At 72.7% G+C, this 23,892-nt stretch carries 16 protein-coding genes and 1 pseudogene; 5 read left to right on the top strand and 12 right to left on the bottom strand.

The genetic code is table 11. The features are described from left to right. Window positions 1-102 precede the first annotated feature (102 nt). Window positions 103-1,002: an aminoglycoside phosphotransferase family protein gene (locus ACF073_RS25470; RefSeq protein ID WP_392073669.1), complete on the top strand. Its 900-nt coding sequence runs from the start codon at window positions 103-105 to the stop codon at window positions 1,000-1,002. Window positions 1,003-1,113: 111 nt separating this feature from the next. Here the strand turns inward: ACF073_RS25470 and ACF073_RS25465 are convergent, their stop codons facing one another. The 6 genes from ACF073_RS25465 to dxr form a co-directional block, all read right to left on the bottom strand. Continuing rightward, window positions 1,114-2,817 (bottom strand): proline--tRNA ligase, encoded by a 1,704-nt coding sequence (locus ACF073_RS25465; protein WP_392073668.1) that lies wholly within the window; start codon window positions 2,815-2,817, stop codon window positions 1,114-1,116. A gap of 74 nt (window positions 2,818-2,891) precedes the next feature. Beyond that, window positions 2,892-3,422, bottom strand: a complete 531-nt coding sequence (locus ACF073_RS25460; protein WP_392073666.1) for a GNAT family N-acetyltransferase — start codon at window positions 3,420-3,422, stop codon at window positions 2,892-2,894. Window positions 3,423-3,442: 20 nt separating this feature from the next. Beyond that, window positions 3,443-4,291 carry a GNAT family N-acetyltransferase gene (locus tag ACF073_RS25455; RefSeq protein WP_392073663.1) on the bottom strand — a complete coding sequence of 283 codons (849 nt, stop codon included), beginning with the start codon at window positions 4,289-4,291 and terminating at the stop codon, window positions 3,443-3,445. A 130-nt stretch (window positions 4,292-4,421) separates the two neighbouring features. After that, window positions 4,422-5,579 carry a flavodoxin-dependent (E)-4-hydroxy-3-methylbut-2-enyl-diphosphate synthase gene (gene ispG, locus ACF073_RS25450; RefSeq protein WP_392073661.1) on the bottom strand — a complete coding sequence of 386 codons (1,158 nt, stop codon included), beginning with the start codon at window positions 5,577-5,579 and terminating at the stop codon, window positions 4,422-4,424. Window positions 5,580-5,748: 169 nt separating this feature from the next. Then, window positions 5,749-7,053 (bottom strand): M50 family metallopeptidase, encoded by a 1,305-nt coding sequence (locus ACF073_RS25445; protein ID WP_392073659.1) that lies wholly within the window; start codon window positions 7,051-7,053, stop codon window positions 5,749-5,751. Then, a complete protein-coding gene (gene dxr / locus ACF073_RS25440) occupies window positions 7,050-8,321 on the bottom strand; it encodes a 1-deoxy-D-xylulose-5-phosphate reductoisomerase (protein ID WP_392073657.1) in 1,272 nt (423 codons plus the stop codon). Before dxr ends, ACF073_RS25445 begins: the two co-directional genes overlap by 4 nt. A gap of 176 nt (window positions 8,322-8,497) precedes the next feature. Between dxr and ACF073_RS25435 the strand changes: the two genes are divergently transcribed. Further along, window positions 8,498-8,956 carry a lamin tail domain-containing protein gene (locus ACF073_RS25435; protein ID WP_392073655.1) on the top strand — a complete coding sequence of 153 codons (459 nt, stop codon included), beginning with the start codon at window positions 8,498-8,500 and terminating at the stop codon, window positions 8,954-8,956. On the opposite strand, the gene ACF073_RS25430 is transcribed toward ACF073_RS25435, so the two are convergent. The 3 genes from ACF073_RS25430 to ACF073_RS25420 all read right to left on the bottom strand — a co-directional run bounded on the left by ACF073_RS25430 (window position 8,953) and on the right by ACF073_RS25420 (window position 14,503). After that, a complete protein-coding gene (locus ACF073_RS25430) occupies window positions 8,953-10,890 on the bottom strand; it encodes an acyl-CoA dehydrogenase family protein (RefSeq protein WP_392073653.1) in 1,938 nt (645 codons plus the stop codon). The two genes, ACF073_RS25435 and ACF073_RS25430, sit on opposite strands and share 4 nt — an antisense overlap. 153 nt (window positions 10,891-11,043) lie before the next feature. Next, window positions 11,044-13,851 (bottom strand): LuxR C-terminal-related transcriptional regulator, encoded by a 2,808-nt coding sequence (locus ACF073_RS25425; protein WP_392073651.1) that lies wholly within the window; start codon window positions 13,849-13,851, stop codon window positions 11,044-11,046. Between the two features lie 190 nt (window positions 13,852-14,041). Next, a complete protein-coding gene (locus ACF073_RS25420) occupies window positions 14,042-14,503 on the bottom strand; it encodes an Lrp/AsnC family transcriptional regulator (RefSeq protein ID WP_392073649.1) in 462 nt (153 codons plus the stop codon). Window positions 14,504-14,728: 225 nt separating this feature from the next. Here ACF073_RS25420 and ACF073_RS25415 point away from each other — a divergent pair, with 225 nt between their 5' ends. After that, a complete protein-coding gene (locus ACF073_RS25415) occupies window positions 14,729-15,517 on the top strand; it encodes a DUF6426 family protein (RefSeq protein WP_392073647.1) in 789 nt (262 codons plus the stop codon). 85 nt (window positions 15,518-15,602) lie between these two features. Here the strand turns inward: ACF073_RS25415 and ACF073_RS25410 are convergent, their stop codons facing one another. The 3 genes from ACF073_RS25410 to ACF073_RS25400 form a co-directional block, all read right to left on the bottom strand. Then, a complete protein-coding gene (locus tag ACF073_RS25410; protein WP_392073645.1) occupies window positions 15,603-17,048 on the bottom strand; it encodes an aldehyde dehydrogenase family protein in 1,446 nt (481 codons plus the stop codon). A 210-nt stretch (window positions 17,049-17,258) separates the two neighbouring features. After that, window positions 17,259-18,836 carry a PucR family transcriptional regulator gene (locus ACF073_RS25405; RefSeq protein ID WP_392073643.1) on the bottom strand — a complete coding sequence of 526 codons (1,578 nt, stop codon included), beginning with the start codon at window positions 18,834-18,836 and terminating at the stop codon, window positions 17,259-17,261. A 95-nt stretch (window positions 18,837-18,931) separates the two neighbouring features. Continuing rightward, a complete protein-coding gene (locus ACF073_RS25400) occupies window positions 18,932-21,025 on the bottom strand; it encodes an ATP/GTP-binding protein (RefSeq protein ID WP_392073641.1) in 2,094 nt (697 codons plus the stop codon). Between the two features lie 554 nt (window positions 21,026-21,579). On the opposite strand from ACF073_RS25400, the gene gabT reads away from it, so the two are divergent. Continuing rightward, entirely contained in the window at window positions 21,580-22,914 is a 1,335-nt protein-coding gene (gene gabT / locus ACF073_RS25395; protein ID WP_392073639.1) for a 4-aminobutyrate--2-oxoglutarate transaminase, read from the top strand. A 435-nt stretch (window positions 22,915-23,349) separates the two neighbouring features. Then, window positions 23,350-23,874: pseudogene (locus ACF073_RS25390) on the top strand (phosphatase PAP2 family protein); the annotation flags it as partial. Between the last annotated feature and the right edge of the window lie 18 nt (window positions 23,875-23,892).

Raw genomic sequence — 23,892 nt, 5'->3', positions numbered from 1 at the left:
GACTCGGCGGGGACCGCACCGGGCAGGCGCCGGGGAAGGACGGCCGGCACAAGGGCCGGACGGGACGACGGGACAGACCCGACAGGAAGGAACGACTCGCGCATGGCTTTCGAACCGCCGCAGCGCCTGGTGCGTGCGCTCGGTGAGGCGGCACCGGCCGGGGACGACTGGCTGGCGCGGCTGCCCGAGGCGGCCGGAGAGGCCGTCTCCCGGCGCGAGTTGACCGTCGAGCGGGTGCAGGTGCCGGGCGGCCGGAGCAGCCTGGTGGTGCTGGTGCGCCGGGCGGACGGCACCCCGGCGGTGCTGAAGCTGGCGCCGCCCCGGGCCCGCCCGGAGAGCGAGCGGGCGGCGCTGGCGCGGTGGGCCGGTTTCGGCGCCGTACAGCTGCTGGAGACCGGTGCGGGCGACGGGGCGCTGCTGCTGGAGCGGCTGCACCCGGACGTGTCGGTGCGCTCGCTGCCGGAGGCGAAGGCGCTGCTGGAGGCGGCGGGGACACTGCGCAGGCTGTGGGTCGAGCCGCCCGCCGGGCCGGTCTTCGAGACGGTCGCCGAGCGCACCGGGCGGCAGGCGCAGGCGATGCGGGCCGGCGCCGGGACCGCGCCGGAGGCGGCCCCCCTGGTGGAGGCGGCGCTCGCCGCCCGCGAGGAGCTGCTGGCCGAGCCGCCGGAGCGGCTGCTGCTGCACGGCACGTTCCGGCAGAGCAAGGTGCTGGCCGGGGAGCGGATGCCGTGGCTCGCGGTGGGCCCGGACCCGGTGGTCGGCGAGTGCGCCTTCGACCTGGCGCGGCTGGTCCGTGACCGGGTGGAGGACCTGATCGCGGTGGCCTCCGGGCCGTCCACCACCCGGCGCCGGATCAAGCGGCTCGCGGAGTCGCTGGAGGTCGACCAGGAGCGGCTGCGCGGCTGGACGCTGTTCCGGGCCGTGGAGTCCGGGGTGCGGGCGCTGCGGGTGGGGCGCCCCAAGGACGCGGAGCTGTTGCTGGAATTCGCCGGGTGGCTCTAGCCGGACAGCCCCGGCGGGCCCGCCCGGCCGCACTCCGGCACCCGGCGGGAAACGCCGGGACCGGACCGCCGCCCCTCGCCGGGCGGTGCGGTCCGGTCCGTGCGCGAGCGGTCAGGCGGTGAGGCGGGCGATCGCTTCCTCGACCGTCAGCTCCTCGCGCTCACCGGTCTTGCGGTCCTTCAGCTCCAGCACACCGTCACCGGAGCGGCGCCCGGCCACGAGGATCTGCGGGACGCCGATCAGCTCGGCGTCGGTGAACTTCACGCCCGGGGAGACCCCGGCCCGGTCGTCCACCAGGACGCGGACGCCCGCGGCGGCGAGCTTGTCGGCGACGTCCAGCGCCAGCTCGGTCTGGAGCGCCTTGCCCGCGGCGACGACGTGCACATCGGCCGGGGCGACCTCCTTGGGCCAGCACAGGCCCTGCTCGTCGGCGGTCTGCTCGGCGAGCGCGGCGACGGCGCGGGAGACGCCGACGCCGTAGGAGCCCATGGTGACGCGGACCGGCTTGCCGTTCTGGCCGAGGACGTCGAGCTTGAGGGCGTCGGCGTACTTGCGGCCCAGCTGGAAGATGTGGCCGATCTCGATGGCGCGGTCCAGCTTCAGGCCGGTGCCGCACTTGGGGCAGGGGTCGCCCTCCTGCACGACGACCACGTCCACGTACGTGTCGACCTCGAAGTCACGGCCGGCGACGACGTTCTTCGCGTGCGTGTGCTCCTTGTTGGCGCCGGTGATCCAGGCGGTGCCGGGGGCGACGCGCGGGTCGGCGATGTACGTCACCTTCTCGCCCAGGCCCTGCGGGCCGACATAGCCGCGGACCAGGTCGGGGCGCTCGGCGAAGTCCGCCTCGGTGACCATCTCGACGGCGGCCGGGGCGAAGTGCGCCTCGACCTTGTCCATGTCGACCTCGCGGTCCCCGGGCACGCCCACGGCGACGATCTCGCCGTCCACCTTGACCAGCAGGTTCTTCAGCGTGGCGGAGGCGGCAACGCCGAGCGAGGCGGCGAGGGTCTCGATGGTCGGGGTGTCGGGGGTGGGGATCTCCTCCAGCGCGGGCACGGCGGAGCCGTCGACCGGCTTCAGCGTGTAGGTGATCGCCTCGGTGTTGGCGGCGAAGTCGCAGGTGGGGCAGTCGGCGAAGGTGTCCTCGCCGGCTTCGGCCGGGGCGAGGAACTCCTCGGACTTGGAGCCGCCCATGGCGCCGGCGGTGGCCGCGCAGATGCGGTAGTCGAGGCCGAGGCGCCGGAAGATGCGCTGGTAGGCCTCGCGGTGCAGGGCGTAGGAGGCGCCGAGGCCCTCGTCGTCCAGGTCGAAGGAGTACGAGTCCTTCATGAGGAACTCACGGCCGCGCAGGATGCCGGCGCGGGGGCGGGCCTCGTCGCGGAACTTGGTCTGGATCTGGTAGAGGATCACCGGCAGGTCCTTGTAGGACGTGCACTGGTCCTTGACCAGGAGGGTGAAGATCTCCTCGTGAGTGGGGCCGAGGAGGTAGTCGCCGCCCTTGCGGTCCTTGAGCCGGAACAGCTCCTGGCCGTACTCGTCCCAGCGGCCGGTCGCCTCGTAGGGCTCGCGCGGCAGCAGGGCGGGAAGGGTGACCTCCTGGGCGCCGATGGCGTCCATCTCCTCGCGGACGATCCGCTCGACGTTGGCGAGGACCTTCTTGCCGAGGGGCAGCCAGCTCCAGATGCCGGCGGCCGTGCGGCGGACATAACCGGCGCGGACCAGGAGCTTGTGGCTGAGGACCTCGGCGTCCGCCGGGTCGTCGCGCAGCGTCTTCGCCATCAACTGGGACATGCGCTGGACCGGTGCGTTGGCCATGGTTCTCGTACTCCTGCCAGATAAGGGTGATGGCATAGGAGGTTAGCCGGGCTCGCTGTGCCGGTGGAAATCGGTTAGCGGCGGCGCAGCGGCAGCGGGGCGCCCATCACGGCGTAGGGCCGCGGCGCGCTCGGGAAGTGGACCTGGCGGGCGAGGTCGACGTAGCCGAGGGCGTGGTAGAGGCCGCGGGCGGGGCTCTCGGTGTCGATCGCGGAGAGGATCGAGCGGGGTTCGGCGGCGGTGTCGGTGATGGCGGTGATCAGGCGCCGGCCGATGCCGCGGTTCTGGTGGTCGGGGTGGACGTGCAGTTCGGTGATGACGAAGGAGTCGTCCAGCCAGTGGTCGTGGCCGCCGGCCCGGAGGTAGGGCTCGACGACGGTGGACCACCAGTGGGTGCGGCTGTTGGGCATGCCGTAGACGAACCCGACCAGCCGGCCCCGGCTGGTGGCGCCGAGCGCCCGGGCGCCGTTGTACTGCATATGGCGCTGGACGATCTGACGGCGTACGGCGACTTCGTCGGGGCCGAGCCCGAAGGCGACGGCCTGGACCGCCAGAGCCTCGTCGACGCGGGCTGCCAGATCCAGGGGGCCGATGGCGAGGTCCATGCCGGGAGCGTACAGGGGCCTCAGAACAGAACGCTCATGAAGGCTCCGACCTCTTGGAAGCCCACCTTGCGGTACGTCCTGCGCGCCGCGGTGTTGAAGTCGTTGACGTAGAGGCTCACCACGGGGGCCACGTCCGCGAGGGCGTAGCGCAGCACCGCCGCCATGCCGGGTGCCGCGAGGCCCTTCCCCCGGTACTCGGGGGCCACCCACACCCCCTGGATCTGGCAGGCCTGGGAGGTGGCCGCGCCGATCTCCGCCTTGAACACGACCCGGCCGTCCTGGTCGACCCGGGCGAAGGAGCGGCCGGCGCCGACGAGTTCGGCGACCCGGGCCTGGTAGAGCAGGCCGCCGTCGCCGGCCATCGGGGAGACGCCGACCTCCTCGGTGAACATCGCCACGCACGCCGGCATGATCGTCTCCATCTCGTCCTTGCGGACGCGACGGACGTACGGGTCGGGGGCGGGGGCGGCCGGCATCCGGTCGGTGACCATCAGCGGCTGGTGGGAGCGGACCTCCCGGGCCGGGCCCCAGTGCGGTTCCAGCAGCCGCCACAGCTGGGCGGTGGCGGCGGCGGGGCCGACGATGGAGGAGCAGCGGCGGCCGGCCCGGCGGGCGCGGTCGGCGAAGGCGCGGACCGCGCGCGGGGTGGCGCAGATGGGGACGAGGTTGGCGCCCGCGTAGCAGAGGGACGTCAGCATGCCGTCCTCGTACCAGCCCCACATCTCGCCGCCGAGCCGCCAGGGGTCGAGGCCCGCGATCCGGACGCGGGCGGTCACGAAGGCGTTGACGACCGGCTCGCGGTCAAGGACGGCGAGCGCGGCGTCGAGGTCACTCGGTTCGAGCACCCGGGAGGTGGTCTGCGTCAACACGTACGGGGCCTCAGGCTGGGGGTTCTGCTGATCTCCGCACTATAGCCGCGCTGCTTTGGCGGTGCGTCCCTGAGTTCCGGGGCCGGGAACGCGGGGGATGGGGCGCGGTTCCCCGCGCCCCCCTGGACGGTCAGCCCGCCACCGACACCGACGGCTCGCCCGAGGCGATGCCGTCCGCCTCCATCTGCTCGGCCAGCTTCATGGCCTCCTCGATGAGGGTCTCGACGATCTTGGACTCGGGGACGGTCTTGATGACCTCGCCCTTGACGAAGATCTGGCCCTTGCCGTTGCCGGAGGCGACGCCGAGGTCGGCCTCGCGGGCCTCGCCGGGGCCGTTGACGACGCAGCCCATGACGGCGACGCGCAGCGGGACCTCCATGCCCGTCAGCCCCGCGGTGACCTCTTCGGCGAGCTTGTAGACGTCGACCTGGGCGCGGCCGCAGGACGGGCAGGAGACGATCTCCAGGCCGCGCTGCTTGAGGTTCAGCGACTCCAGGATCTGGAGGCCGACCTTGACCTCCTCGGCGGGGGGTGCCGACAGGGAGACGCGGATGGTGTCGCCGATGCCCTCGGAGAGCAGGGCGCCGAAGGCCACGGCGGATTTGATGGTGCCCTGGAAGGCCGGGCCGGCCTCGGTGACGCCGAGGTGGAGGGGGTAGTCGCAGGCGGCGGCGAGCTGGCGGTAGGCCTCGATCATCACGACCGGGTCGTTGTGCTTGACCGAGATCTTGATGTCGCGGAAGTCGTGCTCCTCGAAGAGCGACGCCTCCCACAGCGCGGACTCGACCAGGGCCTCGGGGGTGGCCTTGCCGTACTTCTGGAGCAGGCGGCGGTCCAGGGAGCCGGCGTTGACGCCGATCCGGATCGGGGTGCCGTGGTCCTTGGCGGCCTTGGCGATCTCCTTGACCTTGTCGTCGAACTGCTTGATGTTGCCGGGGTTGACCCGGACCGCGGCGCAGCCGGCCTCGATGGCGGCGAAGACGTACTTCGGCTGGAAGTGGATGTCCGCGATGACCGGGATCTGCGACTTGCGGGCGATCGTCGACAGGGCGTCGGCGTCGTCCTGCGTGGGGCAGGCCACCCGGACGATCTGGCAGCCGGAGGCGGTCAGCTCGGCGATCTGCTGGAGGGTGGCGCCGATGTCGGACGTGCGGGTGGTGGTCATCGACTGGACCGAGACCGGCGCGTCTCCGCCGACCGCCACGCTTCCGACCTGGATCTGCCGGCTCTTGCGGCGCTCGGCGAGCTTGGTCGGAACGGACGGCATGCCGAGAGAAATCGCAGTCATCTGCTGTGCAACCCCAAGTCGTGGATCAAGGTCCGGTCCCGTGAACGGCGGGCTCCAGGCTTCGAGATTACGTCACCGGCCCCGGCGTCAGCACATCCCTCTCGTAAACCCACACGAAGGAAGGCGGCCCGGAACCAGAAGGTTCCGGGCCGTCTGGGACGTCCGGCGGCTAGGAGATCTTGACCGGGTTGACCACGTCGGCGATCAGCACCAGGACGGTGAAGCAGACGAAGATCCCCGCCACCACGTACGCCACCGGCATCAGCTTGGCGACGTCGAACGGACCGGGGTCGGGCCGGCGCAGCACCCGGGCCAGGTTGCGCCGCAGCGACTCCCACAGGGCGCCGGCGATGTGACCGCCGTCGAGCGGGAGCAGCGGGAGCATGTTGAACAGGAACAGCGAGAGGTTGAATCCGGCGAGCAGCATCACGAACATCGCCATCTGCTGGGAGGCGGGGATGTCCAGGGTGGCGATGTCGCCGGTGATGCGGGCCGCGCCGACGATGCCCACCGGGGAGTCCGGCTCGCGCGGGCCGTCGCCGAAGGCGGCGTCCCACAGGGCCGGGATCTTGCCGGGGATCGCGGCGAGGGAGTCGACGGCGTCGCCGACCCGGTCGGTCATCCAGGTGACGGAGTCGCCGAAGTCCAGCTTCACGACGCCGGTGGCGGCGCTGAAGCCGAGGAAGCCGGCCTTGACGTACTTGCCCTGGACGTAGGTGCCGCTGGAGTCCTTCTTGGCGACCAGGTTCGTGGCGATCTTCGCGTGCAGGGTCAGCTGCCTGCCGTCCCGTTCGACGACGATCGGCACGGTCTTGCCGGCGCTGTCGCGGATGAGGTCCGAGAGGGTGTCCCAGTCCTTGGTCGGCCGGCCGGCGAAGGCGACGATCCTGTCGCTCTTGCGCATGCCGGCGGCCTGGGCCGGGGAGGCCTTGTCGGACTTCTTGCAGGTGTCGCGGTTCTCGCTCTGGGCGATGACGCAGGGCGAGACGGAGGCGACGGTGGTGGTCTGCTGCTGGACGCCGAAGCCCATGAGCACGGTGAAGAACAGGGCGACCGCGAGGACCAGGTTCATGAAGGGGCCGGCGAACATGACGATGACCCGCTTCCACGGCTTGCGCGTGTAGAACATGCGCGTCTCGTCACCCGGCTTGAGCTCCTCGAAGGCCGCCGAGCGGGCGTCCTCGATCATGCCGCGCCACGGGGAGGTGGAGCGGGCGGAGACCCGGCCCTGGTCGTCGGGCGGGAACATGCCGATCATGCGGATGTAGCCGCCGAGCGGGATGGCCTTGATGCCGTACTCGGTCTCGCCCTTGTCGCGCGACCAGACGGTCGGGCCGAAGCCGACCATGTACTGCGGGACGCGGATGCCGAAGAGCTTGGCCGTGGACAGGTGCCCCAGCTCGTGCCATGCGATCGAGACGAGCAGACCGACCGCGAAGACCGCTATGCCGAGGATGAACATCAAGGTCGTCATGCACGCGCCTCCGCGGTCGCCGTCGTGGCTGTGAGTTCACGGGCCCGGGCTCGCGCCCAGGTCTCCGCTTCGAGGACGTCCGACACCGTGAGTGAAGTTCCCGTGACCGGGGTGCCGTGTTCCTCGACCACCCGGGTGACGGTCTCCATGATCCCGTTGAAGGGCAGCGCGCCGCCCAGGAAGGCCTCGACGCACTCCTCGTTGGCCGCATTGAACACCGCCGGAGCCGTCCCCGCGAGCTGCCCCACGTGCCGGGCGAGGTTCACCGAGGGGAAGGCGTCGTCGTCCAGCGGGAAGAACTCCCAGCTGGAGGCCCTGCTCCAGTCGAAGGCGGGCGCCGCGTCCGGAACGCGTTCGGGCCAGCCGAGGCCGATGGCGATGGGCCCCCGCATGTCCGGGGGCGTCGCCTGGGCGATCGTGGATCCGTCGGTGAACTCGACCATCGAGTGGACATACGACTGGGGATGCACGACCACCTCAATGCGGTCGAAGGGAATGTCGTAGAGCAGGTGCGCCTCGATGACCTCCAGTCCCTTGTTGACCAGGGTGGCGGAGTTGATCGTGATCACCGGGCCCATCGCCCAGGTGGGGTGGGCGAGCGCGTCCTGGACGGTGACGTCCGCCAGCTCGGCCCTGGTCCGGCCGCGGAAGGGGCCGCCGGAGGCGGTGACGACGAGCTTGCGGACGTCGGCGCGGGTGCCGGCGGCGAGCGCCTGGAAGAGCGCCGCGTGCTCGGAGTCCACCGGGATGATCTGGCCCGGCTCGGCCAGCGCGGTGACCAGCGGGCCGCCGACGATCAGCGACTCCTTGTTGGCGAGCGCGAGGGTGCGGCCCGCCTCCAGGGCGGCGAGGGTCGGGGCGAGGCCGATGGAACCGGTGATGCCGTTGAGCACGGTGTGGGCGTCGAGGGTGGCGGCCTGGGTGGCCGCGTCGGGTCCGGCGAGGATCTCGGGCAGCGGTTCCCCGCCGCCGTACTCGGCGGCGAGCGCCTCGCGCAGCGCGGGTACGACGTCCTCGCGGGCGACCGCGACGGTCCGCACCCGCAGCCGGTGCGCCTGCTCGGCGAGGAGGGCGACCCGGCCGCCGTTCGCGGACAGGGCGGTGACCCGGAAGCGGTCGGGGTTGCGCAGCACGAGGTCGATGGCCTGGGTGCCGATGGATCCGGTGGAGCCGAGGATCACCACGTCCTTGGGGCCGTCCCCCGGGGCGGGGTCGTAGACGAGGTGCGGATCGGCGAGGGGTGCCGGACGGGCGGGACTGTCGGTCATCCCCCCATTGTGGCCGCAAGCGGTGACGGTCCGGACAGTGCGTCCCCCGGGCGGGTGCGTCGGCGGCCCTCGTCGCCCGAAGGAGCGGTTTTCCCGTTGTGAAGTGCCCGTGAAGATCATGTGATAACACTTCCTTCCACATGATTTCGCGGACGACATCCTGGGGGGATCTCTCCATGCGTAAGGTGCGTATTCGCGCTGCCCTGCCCGCCCTCGCCGGCGCGGCCCTGCTCACCGGCACCCTGCTCAGCACCCCGGCCCAGGCGGCCGGCGGGGTGCACATCCACCGCGTCTGGTTCGACAGCCCGGGCTCGGACAACCGCTCCAACAAGAGCCTCAACGCCGAGTGGGTGCAGATCAAGAACTCCGGCGGCTCGGCCGTCTCGCTCAAGGGCTGGGTCCTCAAGGACGCCTCGAACCACAAGTACGTCTTCCCGAACGTCAAGATCGGCGCCGGGAAGTACGTGAAGATCCACACCGGCAGCGGGTCGGACACCGCGTCGGACAAGTACCAGGACCGCCGCGCCTACGTCTGGAACAACGACAAGGACACGGCCACGCTGACCAAGGCGAACGGTGCCAAGGCCGACTCCTGCTCCTGGACGACGCGGGACCCGAGCGACACGTACTGCTAGCCGCCGAAGGGGCGGCGGGCGTTCTCGTGGGCCGAGGGCCCGGGGGTCGCGTCGGCGATCCACGGCCCCTCGCCCGAGGGGTCGAGGACGCCCTCCTCCAGCCAGGTGTAGGAGCCGCCGAGGACGCCCCTGACCACCTTGCGGTCCAGGTCGTCGGTGTTGGACCACAGCCGGGTGAAGAGTTCGTCCACCCGGATGCGGGCCTGGCGGCAGAAGGCGTCGGCGAGCTGGTACGCCTCACGGCCGTGCTCGCCCTCGCGCCGCAGCCGCTCGGCCCGCACACAGGCCGCGCTCATCGCGAACAGCTCGGCGCCGATGTCCACGATCCGTCCGAGGAAGCCCTGCTTGGTCTCCATCCGGCCCTGCCAGCGGGACATGGCGTAGAAGGTGGACCTGGCCAGCTTGCGGGCGGTGCGCTCGACGTACCTGAGGTGGCAGGAGAGGTCGACCCCCTGCTTGAACTGGCTGTAGGACGTGGGGAGCTGGCCGGGGCCCGCGACCAGTTTCGGCAGCCACCTGGCGTAGAAGGCGCCGGCGCTCGCGCCCGCCCTCGCCTTGTCGGACAGGGACTTGTCGGGGTCGATCAGATCACCGGCGACGGACAGATGGGCGTCCACGGCCTCCCGTGCGATCAGCAGGTGCATGATCTCCGTGGAGCCCTCGAAGATCCGGTTGATGCGCAGGTCGCGCAGGATCTGCTCGGCCGGGACGGGGCGCTCGCCGCGCGCCCTGAGGGACTCGGCCGTCTCGTAGCCGCGCCCGCCGCGGATCTGCACCAGTTCGTCGGCCATCAGCCAGGCCATCTCGGAGCCGTAGAGCTTGGCCAGGGCGGCCTCGATGCGGATGTCGTTGCGGTCCTCGTCGGCCATCTGCGAGGACAGGTCGAGCACGGCCTCCAGCGCGAAGGTCGTGGCGGCGATGAAGCTGATCTTGGAGCCGACGGCCTCGTGCAGCGCGACCGGCTTGCCCCACTGCTCGCGCTCCGCCGCCCACTCGCGGGCGATCTTCAGGCACCACTTGCCGGCGCCCGCGCACATCGCGGGCAGGGACAGCCGGCCGGTGTTGAGGGTGGTGAGCGCGATCTTCAGGCCCGCGCCCTCGGGGCCGATCCGGTTGGCGGCGGGGACGCGCACCCGGTGGAAGCGGGTGACGCCGTTCTCGATGCCGCGCAGGCCCATGAAGGCGTTGCGGTGCTCGACGGTGACGCCCTCCGCCGCGGCCTCCACGACGAAGGCGGTGATGCCGCCCTTGTGCCCCTCGGACTCCGGCACCCGCGCCATCACCACGAGCAGGTCGGCGACGACGCCGTTGGTGGTCCACAGCTTCACCCCGTCGAGGACGTAGTCGTCGCCGTCGGGTACGGCCGTGGTGGCGAGCCGGGCCGGGTCGGAGCCCACGTCCGGCTCGGTGAGCAGGAACGCCGAGATGTCGGTGCGGGCGCAGCGCGGCAGGAAGGCGTCCTTCTGCTCCTGGGTGCCGAAGATCTTCAGCGGCTGCGGCACGCCGATCGACTGGTGGGCGGAGAGCAGCGCGCCGACGGCGGGGCTGACGGAGCCGACCAGAGCGAGGGCCTTGTTGTAGTACAGCTGGGTGAGGCCGAGACCGCCGTAGGCGGGGTCGATCTTCATGCCGAGGGCGCCGAGTTCCTTCAGGCCCACCACGACCTCGTCGGGGATGCGGGCCTCGCGCTCGATGCGGGCGGGGTCGATCGTCGTCTCGCAGAAGGCTCGCAGCTTCGCCAGGAACTCCTCGCCGCGCCGGACCGACGCCTCGGCGGGGAGCGGGTGGGGGTGGATGAGGTCGAGCCGGAAGCGCCCGAGGAACAGTTCCTTGGCGAAGCTGGGCTTGCGCCAGTCCTGTTCCCGGGCGGCCTCCGCCACCTGACGGGCCTCGCGCTCGGAGACGGTGGTGCGTTGGGTGGTGGGGGCGGACATTGAGGCTCACCTCGCCGCGAAGAGGAAGATGGGGGACCGTTCGCTGCCGACCGGTGCTACTGGATCGTTGGTACCCGAAACGGGCCGGCCCCACCACCCCTCGCGGTCCGATCGGGTCGGGTGCGGCCGGGCCGGCTGTCGCGCGTCCGGTGGTCAGGCGCTCGGCCGGACGACCTGGGCCAGGGCGAGGCGGGAGGACACGCCCAGCTTGCGGTAGACACGGGCCAGGTGGCTGTCGACCGTGCGGGGGCTGAGGAAGAGCCGCTCGGCGATCTGCCGGGAGCGCAGGCCCGACGCGGCGAGTTCGGCGATCTCCCGTTCCCGGCCGCTGAGCAGCCTCAGGGAGTCCGGGACCGCGTCGCGCTCCGCCAGCTCCGCGCGCACCCGTCTGGCCTGCTCCCGTACCAGGGCGGCGCCGCTCGGCCGGGCCAGTGACTCGGCCCGCTCCAGCAGGGCGAGGGCGGCGGCGGGGCCGTGCACCGCGCGGGCCGCGGGGGCCGCCGCGATCAGCGTCCACGCCTGCTGGAGCGGCAGCCCCGCGCCGCGGAACTGCTCCGCCGCCCCTTCGAAGAGGTCGAGAGCGGTGCCGGGGGCGCCGAGGGCGCCGTGCAGCTGGGCCTGCGCGCGCCGGACGCAGGCCCACTGGAGGGGCAGCCCCAGGCCCTGTGCCGCCGTCTCCGCCCGGGCCAGCAGCCGGCGGGCCGTCTCCGTGTCGCCGCGTGCCGCCAGCGCGGCCGTCGCCATGAGGGCGAGCAGCGACGGCCGGAAGGTCGGCTGGACCTGCGGCAGCCGCTCGCCGCCGCCGCCGTCGAGCAGGGTCCGCAGGCACCCGGCGGCGTCCCCGCCGAGCAACTGGGCGTGGGCGAGCAGGCTGATCGCGGAGGTGGCCCACCAGCCCCGGCCCAGCGAGACGGTGTCGACCGCGCGTTCGGCGAGGGCGACGGCGCGGTCCGCGTGCTGCCGCCCCCGGGCCCAGACCAGGGTCGTGGCGCGCATCGCCGTCGCGAGCTTCACCACGTCGGGGGCGCCGACGGCACGGGCCAGCAGCTCGGCCTCCCGGGCGCTGCGCTGCGCCTCGTCGAGCCGGCCGGCCCACTGGTCGATCATGGTGAGCCCGAGCAGCTGGTGGGCGCGTATGTGCTTCTGGGCTCCGCCGGTGGCGGCGCGCAGTCCCCGGCCGAGATGGCGGCGGGCGTCGGTGAAGCGCTCCAGGTACAGCTCGGCGCAGCCCAGCAGGGCGAGGGTGTCCGGGGTGTGCCCGGCGATCCGGTCGGGCAGGGCGTCGACGAGCCGGGCGCACCGGGTCACCTCGGGTGCGGCCTGGGCGACGCTCCCCGAGAAGACGTCGCAGAAGGCGATCAGGACGCGCAGGGCCGTGGAGACCGTGGCGGGGGCCTCGCTCCGCGCCCGCGAGGCCTCCCGGAGCACCGGCAGGACCTGGTCGTGGGTGCCGCGCAGCACGTGCACGAGTCCGTATTCGAGGATCAGGTCGGTGGCCGCGGCGGACAGGACCGGCGGCAGGGGTGCGGGCAGCAGGGCCCGGCCCGTACGGGCGATGGCCTCGGCCTCCTCGTAGCGGCACAGCAGCCGTTCGGCGGCGGCGCAGACCGCGTGGGCCTTCAGGAGCCGTTCGAGTCCGTCCTGCGGGCCGAGGCCGGCGAGCAGTTCATGGGCGAGGGCGCGGGCCTCCTCCAGCCGGCCGGCCGCGATCAGCGCACGGCAGCAGGCGAGTTCGAGGGACGGTCCGGCGGCGGGGCCGCGGGACGGCCGCGCGTCGAGGGCCAATCGGAGCCAGCGCGCCGCCGTCGCGGGCGTGCCGGTGACGATCTCGGCGGCGCCTTCGGCGAGGACGGCCGCCGCCGCGGGGTCGGCGCCCGCGAGGTGTTCGGCGTGCCGGGCCTGTTCGCGGGCCGGGCCCCCGCGTTCGGCGATCATGGTCAGGGCGTGCCGGTGGGCGCGCAGCCGGAAGGACAGGTCGGCGCTCTCGTGGGCGATGTGGCCGATGACCGGATGGCGGAAGGCCGGCAGTCCGCCTCGGCCGGCAGTCCGCATCAGGTCCGCGCGGACGAGTTCGGCGAACGCGTCGAGCGTGCGCTCGGGACCGAGCCCCGAGATCCGGGCGACGTCGTCGAGCCGGAACGGTTCGCCGAGGACGGCCGCCGTCCGCGCCGCGACCGCCGCCCGCGGGCTCAGCGCGTCGAGTTCGGCGATCACCGCGGTGGCCTCGCGCAGCAGCCCGTCGCTGTCGGCGCCGGCGCGGTCCGGCCACTGGTCCGGGTCCCAGCACGCCGCGACGAGCAGCCGCAGCTGGCGTGGGTTGCCGCCGGACGCGGCGGTCAGCCGGTCCACGAACCGCCCGTCCCCCGCCGGGTGTTCCTCCTCGCCGCCGGCGCCGGGCGCCCGCCACGCGGCGAGCAGGGCGCTCACCCCGGCGGTGTCCAGCGGCTCGGGCGCGAGCCGGGTCACGGTGCCCGTGCGGACCCCGTGATCGAGCGCGGCCAGCAGTGCCGGGGGGCTCTGCCGGGGGCGGTGGACCAGGGCGAGGACGTACGGGGCGGGGGCCGGGGAGCGGATCAGGCGCAGCAGCAGTTCCAGGGAGGCGGGGTCGCAGCCGTGCAGGTCCTCCAGGACCAGGACGCCGCCCGCGGCCCGCTCGACGACCGTGTCGTACCGGTCGCGCTCCCCCGGTCGCGGGTCGGCGCATCCGGCGTCCCGGAAGACCTGGAAGGGCCGGGCGTCGGTGCGCAGGGCGCAGGCGCGGAGCACCGGGAGCCCGCGTCGGGCGGCCCGTTCGGTCAGTTCGGCCGCCAGCCGGGTCTTTCCGATGCCGGGGTCGCCGGCGATGTCCAGGACGGCGCCGCGTCCCGCCGCCAGCGCGGCCACGATGTCGCCGAGCCGCCCGGTCTCCCGGTCGCGCCCGGCCAGCGGGCCGTCGGCCGTCGGTGCGGGCACAACGAACACGGTCACTCCCCCTGGCCGCGACGTCCGGCAGACGCTCCGGAGACCGCCCGGACCCCGCTCGCCCCGGGACGGGCTCACAGCCACCTTACAGAAAGCCGAAAGGTGACTCCACTTCAGTTTCTGAACTCCTCGGGGGCCGGCCACTTCGCTTCCGATGCCCGCAACGCCCTTGCGGTGGCTAAGGGTTGGACTACTCGGGCACGTCCCAGGTGAAGCGGTGCACATGGATGCCGAAGTAGGGGAACGACTCGACGGCACGCACGCCCGGGACGGTTCTGACGTCGTCGTTGATGATCTCCGAGAGCTCGTCCATGCTCCGGCACACCACCTCGGCGAACAGGTCGAAGGAACCGGCCGTGGAGACGAGGTAGATCACCCCCGGGACGCGCTCCAGTTCGGCGATGACCTCGCGGGGGGCGCCGTCCAGCCTGATGCCGAGCAGCGCCATGACGGGCAGCCCGAGGCGCAGGGGGTCGGTGACGGCCGCGAACTGCAGCAGTCCGCTGTCCGTCAGCCGCTGCACCCGGGCCCGCACGGCGGGGGCGGACAGGCCCACCTCCCTGCCGAGGTCGGTGTAGGAGGCACGGCCGTCCTGCTGGAGCAGGCGGATCAGAGTCCGGTCGACCGTGTCCAGTTCGATGCGGGCCGCCACAGGACCGCCTTTCGTCCAGGGGTGATGCGGACGGCGACCGTACCAACGGGCGGGCGCCGCCGGCGCACCGGGCCGCCGGCGCCGCACCCGGCCGTCCCCGGCGCCCGGCGCCGCTGCGTAGCCGGTTGCGCAGTTCTACGGCTACCCGGCCGGGCGCGCGCCGGAAAGACTCCGTGCCGTCAGCACCGAGCCGTCCGACCTGGAGGAACCTTGAGGCTCAGATCCATGGCAGTGGCCGCCGCACTCGGCACCGCCGTCCTCACCGCCGTACCCGCGGTCATCGCCCCGTCCACGGCCTTCGCCTGCGGCGGCAGCACCCTGTGCCAGGACGAGGACACGGGCGACGAGGGCGGCGGGAACGACGACGGAGGCGGCTTCGGCGGGGACTGGGGCGGCGGCGACTGGGGCGGCGGGGACAGCGGCGGCGGTGACGCGGGCGGGGACCACGGCGGCGGCTACGGGGACTACGGCGACGCCGGCGGCGGCTCGGGCGAGGGCCTTCCCAACGTCAGCGAGGGCGATGTCGGCGAGCCGGTCGACGCGACCCTGCCCACCGTGGTGATCACCGGCACCGCCACGCACCCCTCGGCTCCCGCGAGCCCGCAGATCCCCGGCGTCAGCTGGAGCGGGGGCGGCGCGAGCCCGCTGGTCACCGTGTACCGCGAGGGCCGGGTGTGGGAGGACCGGCAGAACTGCTACGCCAACGACACCCCCACCCCGCAGAAGATCTCCGACACCTTTGGCTACGCCGTGTCGTACGAGGTGAGCGCCAACATCTCGGCGAAGGCGAGCGATCTGCTCTCCGCGACGCTGGGGGCGAAGCTCAACACCACCGTCTCGCGGAGCTTCACCGCGGAGGTCACCATCCCGCCGGGCGGCTCCTGGGCGCCGTACGTCGAGTACCAGACCAAGGTGTACGCCGTCACCACGTACAACCTGTTCGGTCAGTACACGACGGAGTACGTGAACGTGACGGCGCCGACCGGCAAGGTGACCGGTCGCGAGTGCCGCTGACCGGACGGCACGCCGGACGGACGAACGGCCGCAGCCCCCGCACAGTGGGCTGCGGCCGTTCTGTTCCTGACCTGTCCGTGGCAGGTCAGAGCGCGAGACCGGTGAGGACCAGCACGCGCTCGTAGGTGTAGTCCTCCATCGCGAACCGCACGCCTTCGCGGCCCACACCGGACTGCTTGGCGCCGCCGTACGGCATCTGGTCGGCGCGGTAGGACGGGACGTCGCCGATCACCACACCGCCGACCTCCAGGGCGCGGTGGGCACGGAAGGCGACCTGGAGGTCGTGCGTGAACACGCCCGCCTGGAGGCCGTACTTGGAGCTGTTGACCGCGGCGAACGCCTCGGCCTCGCCGTCCACCTTCTGCACGGTGAGGACGGGTCCGAAGACCTCCTCGCAGGCGAGGGTGGTGTCCGCCGGTACGTCGGTGAGGACGGTCGGCGCGTAGGAGGCGCCGTCGCGGTCGCCGCCGGTGTGCAGGGTGGCGCCGGCCTCGACGGCCTCCTTCACCCAGGACTCGACGCGCTTGGCGGCGTCCTCGCTGACCAGCGGGCCCACGTCGGTCTTGGCGTCGGACGGGTCACCGGTGACCTGGGCCTCGACGGCGGCGACCACGCGCGGCAGCAGCCGGTCGTACACGGAGGCGTCGGCGATCACGCGCTGCACCGAGATGCAGGACTGGCCGCCCTGGTAGTTGGAGAAGGTCGCGATGCGGGTCGCGGCCCAGTCCAGGTCGGCGTCGGAGGCGTAGTCGCCGAGGACGACCGCCGCTCCGTTGCCGCCCAGCTCCAGCGTGCAGTGCTTGCGCGGCACCGAGTCCATGATCGCGTAGCCGACCTTCTCGGAACCGGTGAACGAGATGACCGGCAGGCGCTCGTCCTGGACGAGGGCGGGCATCTTCTCGTTGGCGACCGGCAGGATGCTCCAGGAGCCGGCCGGCAGGTCGGTCTCGGCGAGCAGGTCGCCGATGATCAGGCCGGACAGCGGGGTGGCCGGGGCCGGCTTCAGGATGATCGGGGCGCCGGCGGCGATCGCCGGGGCGACCTTGTGCGCGCACAGGTTCAGCGGGAAGTTGAACGGCGCGATGCCGAGCACGACGCCCTTCGGGAAGCGGCGGGTGAGCGCGAGACGGCCCTGGCCGCCGGCGTCGGTGTCGAGCCGCTGGGCCTCGCCGCCGTTGAACCGGCGGGCCTCCTCGGCGGCGAACCGGAAGACGGAGACGGCACGGCCGACCTCGCCGCGCGCCCACTTGATCGGCTTGCCGTTCTCGGCGGAGATCAGCTGGGCTATCTCCTCGGTGCGCTCGGCCAGCCGCTTGCTGACGTGGTCGAGCGCGGCGGCACGGACATGCGCCGGGGTGGCGGCGAACTCGTCCCGCACGGCGTACGCGGCGGCCACGGCCTCTTCGACCTGGGCGTCGGTCGGCACGCTCACCTGGGCGACCAGCCGGCCGTCCCACGGGGAGGTGACGTCGAAGCTGTCCTCGCCGGTGACCTGGCGGCCGGCGAGCCAGAAGGCATGGGTGGAAGTCATGTACGAGTCCCGGCCCTTCCGCGTTGGGGGTGTGCTTGTCTTGCGAGCTCCACGGTAGGGCGGCCCCGGCCCGGGGTCGCTTGTCCGAGTAGGAGCAGTCGGGGCGGGGGGTGCGCCGGTTTGGCGGGGTGGCGGGGTGGCGCACCGGGACCGGCGGAAGCCGCGGGAAGCCGTGGCCCGAGGCCCGCCCCCGCCCGCCCCCGCCCCGGCTCACTCGGCCGAGGTCGCCTTCAGGGCGAGCCACAGCTCCATCCGGACGTCGGGATCGTCCAGGCTGCGCCCCAGGATCTCCTCGACCCGGCGCATCCGATAGCGCAGGGTGTGCCGGTGCACGCCCAGGTCGGCCGCCGCGGCGTCCCACTGCCCGTGCCGTGACAGCCACGCCCGCAGCGAGGCGACCAGGTCGCCCCGCCCCGTCGCGTCGTGCTCGCGCAGCGCCCGCAGCAGCCCGTCCGCGAACGCCTTCACCGCGTCGTCGGCCAGCAGCGGGAGGACCGATCCCGCGGCCAGCTGCTCGTGCTCCACGAAGACCCGGCCCCGCCGCCGCGCCACCGACAGCGCCTGCTCGGCCTGCTTGTACGCCGCCGCCGCGGCGATCGGCCCGGCGGGCGCCGAGAGACCAACGGTCAGTTCGTCCTCCTCGGCGCGGCCCTGCTCGGCCGCCGCCCGCGCCGCCTCCAGCGTCGCCGCGTGGGCCGCGCAGGCGGCGACCGCGGCGCCCTCGTCGGCGGCGAGCACCACGAGGCGCTCGCCCTCGGGCACGACGAGCACGGCCTCCCCGGAGCGCGCCGCGGCGGACTCCACGGCCTCCGCGAGTTCGCCCAGCGGTTCGCCCGCCGTACCCGAGGCGGACTCGGCGACGATCACCCGGAACGGGGCGTCCAGCAGCTCGCCGTAAAGGTCCCCGGCGACGGCGCGGGCATGGTCGGGCTCCCCGGCCAGGAGCATGCGCAGCACGGCGGAACCGACGCGCTGCTCGGCCTCGTGCAGGGAGCGGGAGCGTTCGGTGGTGAGGGTGAGCAGGGCGATGGCGGAGTGGACGGCGTACCGCTCGGCGGTGCCGAGCGCGGCGGCCGTGCCGACGGCGAGCGCGGCGCGCGGGCGGCGGCCGGTGCCGAGGGAGTGCAGCTCCACGCGGTCCTCGTGGTCCGGGCCGCCGACCACGGAGGAGGCGGGGGCCGGGCGCTCCCGCAGCCGTTCGACGTCGGCGGTGAGCCGGGCGGCGCGGCGGCCGGCCCACTCCGGCGCGGCGGCGACGACGGCGCCCGAGGCGTCGTACAGCGCCGCCCAGCCGTCGACCTGCGCGGCGAGCGCGGTGAGCACTCCCTCGGGGCCCGCGTTCAGGGCCTGTTTGGTCAGCTCGCGCTGGGCGGCGAAGCCTGCCGTGACCGCCCGGTACTGGTCGGCGGCGATCGCGGCGGAGACGGCCTTGCTGATGGCGAGGAAGGGGGTGCGGCGGGGCACCTCCAGCAGGGGCAGCGGCTCCTGTTCGCAGGCGTCGACGAGCGCCTTCGGGATCTGCTCGTAATTGACGCCGACGGCGAAGCCGAGCCCGACGACGCCGGCGCCGGCCAGCCGCCGCACGTACCGCCGCATCGCCTCCGGATCCTCCGCGTCCAGCTTCAGCGCGGTGATCAGCAGCAGCTCGCCGCCCTCCATGTACGGCACGGGGTCGGCCAACTCGCTGACGTGCGCCCAGCGGACGGGCACGTCGAGACGGTCCTCGCCCGCGCGCACGGTCAGCTTGAGCGCGGAGTGGTGGACGAGCGAGGCGAGAGTCGGGGGCATCGGGCCTTCACGGGGAGGGAGAAATGATCTCTTGGCCGCTGTGTATGAACGGCCTAGCCCGATTCTGCCTCACCGTACGGGCCGCCGCTGGCGTGTCACCCGCGCAGATCGACCAGCAGCGGCGGCGCGTGCTCCCCCCGGACGGTGGTCAACGACAGCACCGCATGCCCCGGCGGCACCCCATGAGCCAACTCGGACGCCGACCACCGCTCCCGCTCCACTTGCCGCACGGTGACGGCGTCGGTGGTGACCGGCTTGCCGGTGCCGAGTTTCCGTACGGCATGGATCAAGCGGGTCAACGGCTGGTCCGCGAACACCGTGTGCTTGGCCACCTCCGTCGTTTCCACCCACTCCGTGCCCCACGCCTGCGCGAACAGCGCGCCTTCCCACGTGGTGATCCCGGAAAGCGCGGCATGACAACCCACTGCCGCGATGAGCGGCTGCCTCAGGTGCTCCGGCACATCGCCGAGCGCCCGGAGCCCCAGGACCACACCAGCGTGGCTCTCCCGCAGCCTGCGCAGGGCACGCACGGACCCGGCGGTGATCGCGTGGGTCGCATCGTCCAGGACGAGGCAGGCGAACAGGGATCGATCGGCGCGGGTGGCCATGCTCGCCGTGAACTGGGCGAGCAGCAGCCGTGCCAGCAGCTGGGCGGCCTCGGGATGTGCTCGTTCGGGCAGATCGATCCTGACCCTCAGGGGACGGTCGAGCGAATGCAGCGTGAAGGGCCGGGCGTCAGCGGAGGTGTCGAAGAAGCCGGCGAAAGCGGGCCGGTCCAGGCATCCGAGTCGATCACTGAGCACTATCCCGAGATCCCCGGCAACACCTGCTTGGCGCGCACGCGCGTCCAGCTCCCGGTGCAGCAGGGAGTGTTCCTGGGGGTCGAGCATCGTCTTCAGTCGGCCCATGGCCGACGGCTCCCCGTCCAGCAGTTCCCTGAGTTCCGGTACGGACGGGAACCGGCCGTGGACGGCCTGGAAGGGCCCCAAGAGCTGTGCCAACACGGTCACCGCGCGCCGGATGTCCACCTCGGTCCAGTCGCCGGCCAGCACGTCCGCGAGAAGCGTGGCCGCCTCGTCCGGTTCGTCCGTCCCACCATAGAGATCAAGATCGTACTCGGATGACCGGTCCCCCGGCCTGATCACGATGTCGTAGGCCTGATCCGGGCCCAGCGGCGTTCCGGAGGCGCTGACCGCGACGAGAGCGGCCTGGCCCGCGAGGGCCTGGAGAGCGAGCGACTCGGTGATGGGCCGCACCAGGCGCGCGGTCTTGCCCGACCCGGACGGACCGAGCGCCAGCAGGCACGTGCCCAGCGTGCCGGGATCCACGGCAGCGCCCGCGGCACGACGGTCAGGCGGTGTGCGCTCGGCGTCCGCGTACCGGCCGATGCGCACTTGCGAGGTCAGCAGGTCATGGGTGGCCATGCGGGTGGGAAGGTCACGCTGCCTGGAAGGGTGCAGACATGCGCGAGCGCCGTCCCTGAGCACGGCCGAGGTGAACGCGTCCAGACGTTCCGGCTCGGCGACCACGGAGCTCCAGGCACGACGGATCCTGGCGCAGTCCACATCGTTCATCCGGCCCGCGCGCGCCTCCTCGGCCAGTCGTTCGGCCGTCGCGCTCTGGCCGTAGGCACGCAGTTCGGCCCAGTCCGCGGCGGGATCAGGCACGGTGGCCGCGCGGCTCTCGGGCTCCGCCCGGGGACGGCGCAGACCGCGCAGCAGCCCCGGCCAGTCGCCCGCAACGGCGAAGACCCACAGAGCGAGCAACGTGAGGATGGTCTTGAACACCTGGAGCCGGTGCACGGTGCCGACGGGGTCGCCGGGCACGATGAACCAGTCGGGCGGGATCAGGCTCACGGCGAGCCGGTAGTACGACAGCAGTCCGTGCCAGACGACCATCCAGACGATGAGCGCCCCGAGGAGGGCGGCGCGCAGCGCGCGCGACGGCTGTGGGCGGGTGGTCACGTACCGCTGGACGACCTCTTTCCAGTTGCCCACTCGCGCGAAGTAGTACAGAACGAGGGTGGCGAAGACGCTGTCGTAGACCGCGCTGGCGGTGAGTGCCGCTCGCGGCGTGTCGCCTCGCCACCAGTCGGTCGGTGTGACCAACTCCAGCAAGATCCTCTTGTGGGGCACGAGGTTGTTGACCCAGAGCGACCACAGGAGCAGTGCCGCCAGCAGTGCGCCCACGGCTCCTGTCAGAAGTGCGCGGTCGGAGACCCGGGCGCTGTCCTCCTGAGGCCGGGGCCGGTACCCGAAACGCCACACCCCGGGTGTGACCGCCGGGCGGGGGGTACGCAGCCAGTGCAGGAACACCGAGCCACCAGATGCCGGCGGGATACCGGGCGGTGCCGCCGGCAACGGAGGCACCCTGCCACCCTCGACCGGCCCCGCCGGTCGCGGTACCGGGTTCGGGTCGGTGCCGCGGGTGTCCCGTGTGCCGTCGCTGTTCATCGACCCTGCCCCCTGACCAGCCGTTCCGTCCACCATCAGCGAGCAATCTAACGCCCCGGCAAGGGGAGTTCACCGCTTACGCGGCCGAGAGCGCGGCCGGGGGCGGTCGCAGCCGCCCGGGTGGGCTATGTCCACGGCGGACAACGGACGGCGCCGACAACGCCCACATGGAGCATGCCCACCCTCCGGAACCGGTCTTAGCCTGCGAGAAAAGAAGGTATGCGTCCGAAAACGCACCGCCCGGAACCGCCCGGGACCGCCCGGTACGCAAGATCATCAGGGAGCCCCCCATGACCGCACTTCCGCAGGAGCGCCGCGTCGTCACCGCCATCCCCGGCCCGAAGTCGCAGGAGCTGCAGGCCCGCCGTACCGCCGTGGTCGCGCAGGGCGTGGGCTCCGTGCTGCCGGTGTTCACCGCGCGCGCGGGCGGCGGCATCATCGAGGACGTCGACGGCAACCGGCTCATCGACTTCGGTTCCGGTATCGCGGTGACGAGCGTCGGCGCCTCCGCCGAGGCCGTCGTGCGCCGGGCCGCCGCCCAGCTCGCCGACTTCACCCACACCTGTTTCATGGTCACCCCCTACGAGGGGTACGTGGAGGTCGCGGAGGCGCTGGCCGAGCTGACCCCCGGTGACCACGCCAAGAAGTCCGCGCTGTTCAACTCCGGCGCCGAGGCCGTCGAGAACGCCGTCAAGATCGCGCGTGCCTACACCAAGCGGCAGGCCGTGGTCGTGTTCGACCACGGCTACCACGGGCGCACCAACCTGACCATGGCGCTCACGGCGAAGAACATGCCGTACAAGCACGGGTTCGGTCCGTTCGCGCCCGAGGTCTACCGCGTGCCCGTCGCCTACGGCTACCGCTGGCCGACCGGTGCCGAGAACGCCGGCCCGGAGGCCGCCAAGCAGGCCATCGACCAGATCACCAAGCAGGTCGGCCCGGACAACGTCGCCGCGATCATCATCGAGCCGGTCCTCGGTGAGGGCGGCTTCATCGAGCCGGCGAAGGGCTTCCTGCCGGAGATCGTGAAGTTCGCCAACGACAACGGCATCGTCTTCGTCGCCGACGAGATCCAGTCCGGCTTCTGCCGCACCGGCCAGTGGTTCGCCTGCGAGGACGAGGGCATCGTCCCGGACCTGATCACCACCGCCAAGGGCATCGCGGGCGGTCTGCCGCTCGCCGCCGTCACCGGCCGCGCCGAGATCATGGACGCCGCGCACGCCGGCGGCCTGGGTGGTACGTACGGCGGCAACCCCGTCGCCTGCGCGGGTGCCCTCGGCGCCATCGAGACCATGCGGGAGCTGGACCTCAACGGCAAGGCCAAGCGCATCGAGGAGGTCATGAAGGGCCGCCTCACCGCCATGGCCGAGAAGTTCGACATCATCGGCGACGTGCGGGGACGCGGCGCCATGATCGCCATCGAGCTGGTCAAGGACCGTACGACCAAGGAGCCGAACCCGGAGGCCACCGCCGCGCTGGCCAAGGCCTGCCACGCGGAGGGCCTGCTGGTCCTGACCTGTGGCACCTACGGCAACGTGCTCCGCTTCCTGCCGCCGCTGGTCATCGGCGAGGACCTGCTGAACGAGGGCCTCGACATCATCGAGCAGGCTTTCGCGCGCATCTGAGCGAGAGGTCTGCACCTCTGAAGGATGCCTGCGGCAGCCGTGTGAAGAACGTGTGCGAGGTGGATGACGGGATCGGAATCCGTCTGCCCAAGCGCCCCTGGCTGCCGTAGGTTCTGTCCAGATGAGAGATACACCCCGCTCACGGGGGACCGTGGGCGGCATCGGGCCGAGGCCTCCCCAGCTTCGACCTGGTCGTGCCCTCGCGCACACAACCGGCGCCTGACGGCTCCGGGATCTCCTCACCGATCGGACGGTCGCCGCCCCAAACCCCCCGGGGCGTGCGACGTTCCGATCCGGACGGCCGCCTCGGAACCACCCCCCCTGTTCCGAGGCGGCCGACCTCCTTTCCCCCCGGCTTCCCCCGGCCGCGCGAAGCGCCGCTCCCGGCGGGCCCCGGAGTACCGGCGGCGAGGGAGTGCCTGACAGGCTGGGGCCATGCTTCTTCTGGTCCTGCCGGCGCTCGTCCTCGCCCTCCTCACCTGGCAGGTCGTCGCCGACGGGCCGCTGCTCCGGCTGGACGCGGACGCCAGCCGGGCCCTGGTGCGTCCGGACCGGTTCGGCGAACTGCTCTCCGACCTCGGCAACATCGAGGTGGCGGTGCCGGTGCTGGCCGTCGCCCTCGGGTACGTCCTGTGGCGGGGCCGGGCCGCCGGTGCGCCGCGGTGGTGGTGGCCGCCGCTCGCCGCCGCCGTGCTGATGGCGCTGGTCCCGGCGGTCGTCGTACCGCTGAAGGAGTGGACAGCGCGGCCGGGGACACCCGTGGTGCCCCCGGCTCTCGGCTACTTCCCCTCGGGCCATACGGCGACGGCGATGGTCGCGTACGGCTCCGCGACGCTGCTCCTCCTCCCCTGGCTCCGCTCGGCCGCCGCCCGCCGGGCACTGGTCGCCTGCTGCGCGGTCCTGGTCCTCGGGGTGTCGTACGGTCTGGTCCGCCGGGGCTGGCACTGGCCGCTGGACGTGGTGGCCGCCTGGTGCCTC

Source organism: Streptomyces sp. NPDC015171, assembly GCF_043079545.1.
GTDB lineage: Bacteria > Actinomycetota > Actinomycetes > Streptomycetales > Streptomycetaceae > Streptomyces.
The sequence above is the reverse complement of the archived record's forward strand: the minus strand, read 5'-3'. Positions and strand labels throughout refer to the sequence as shown.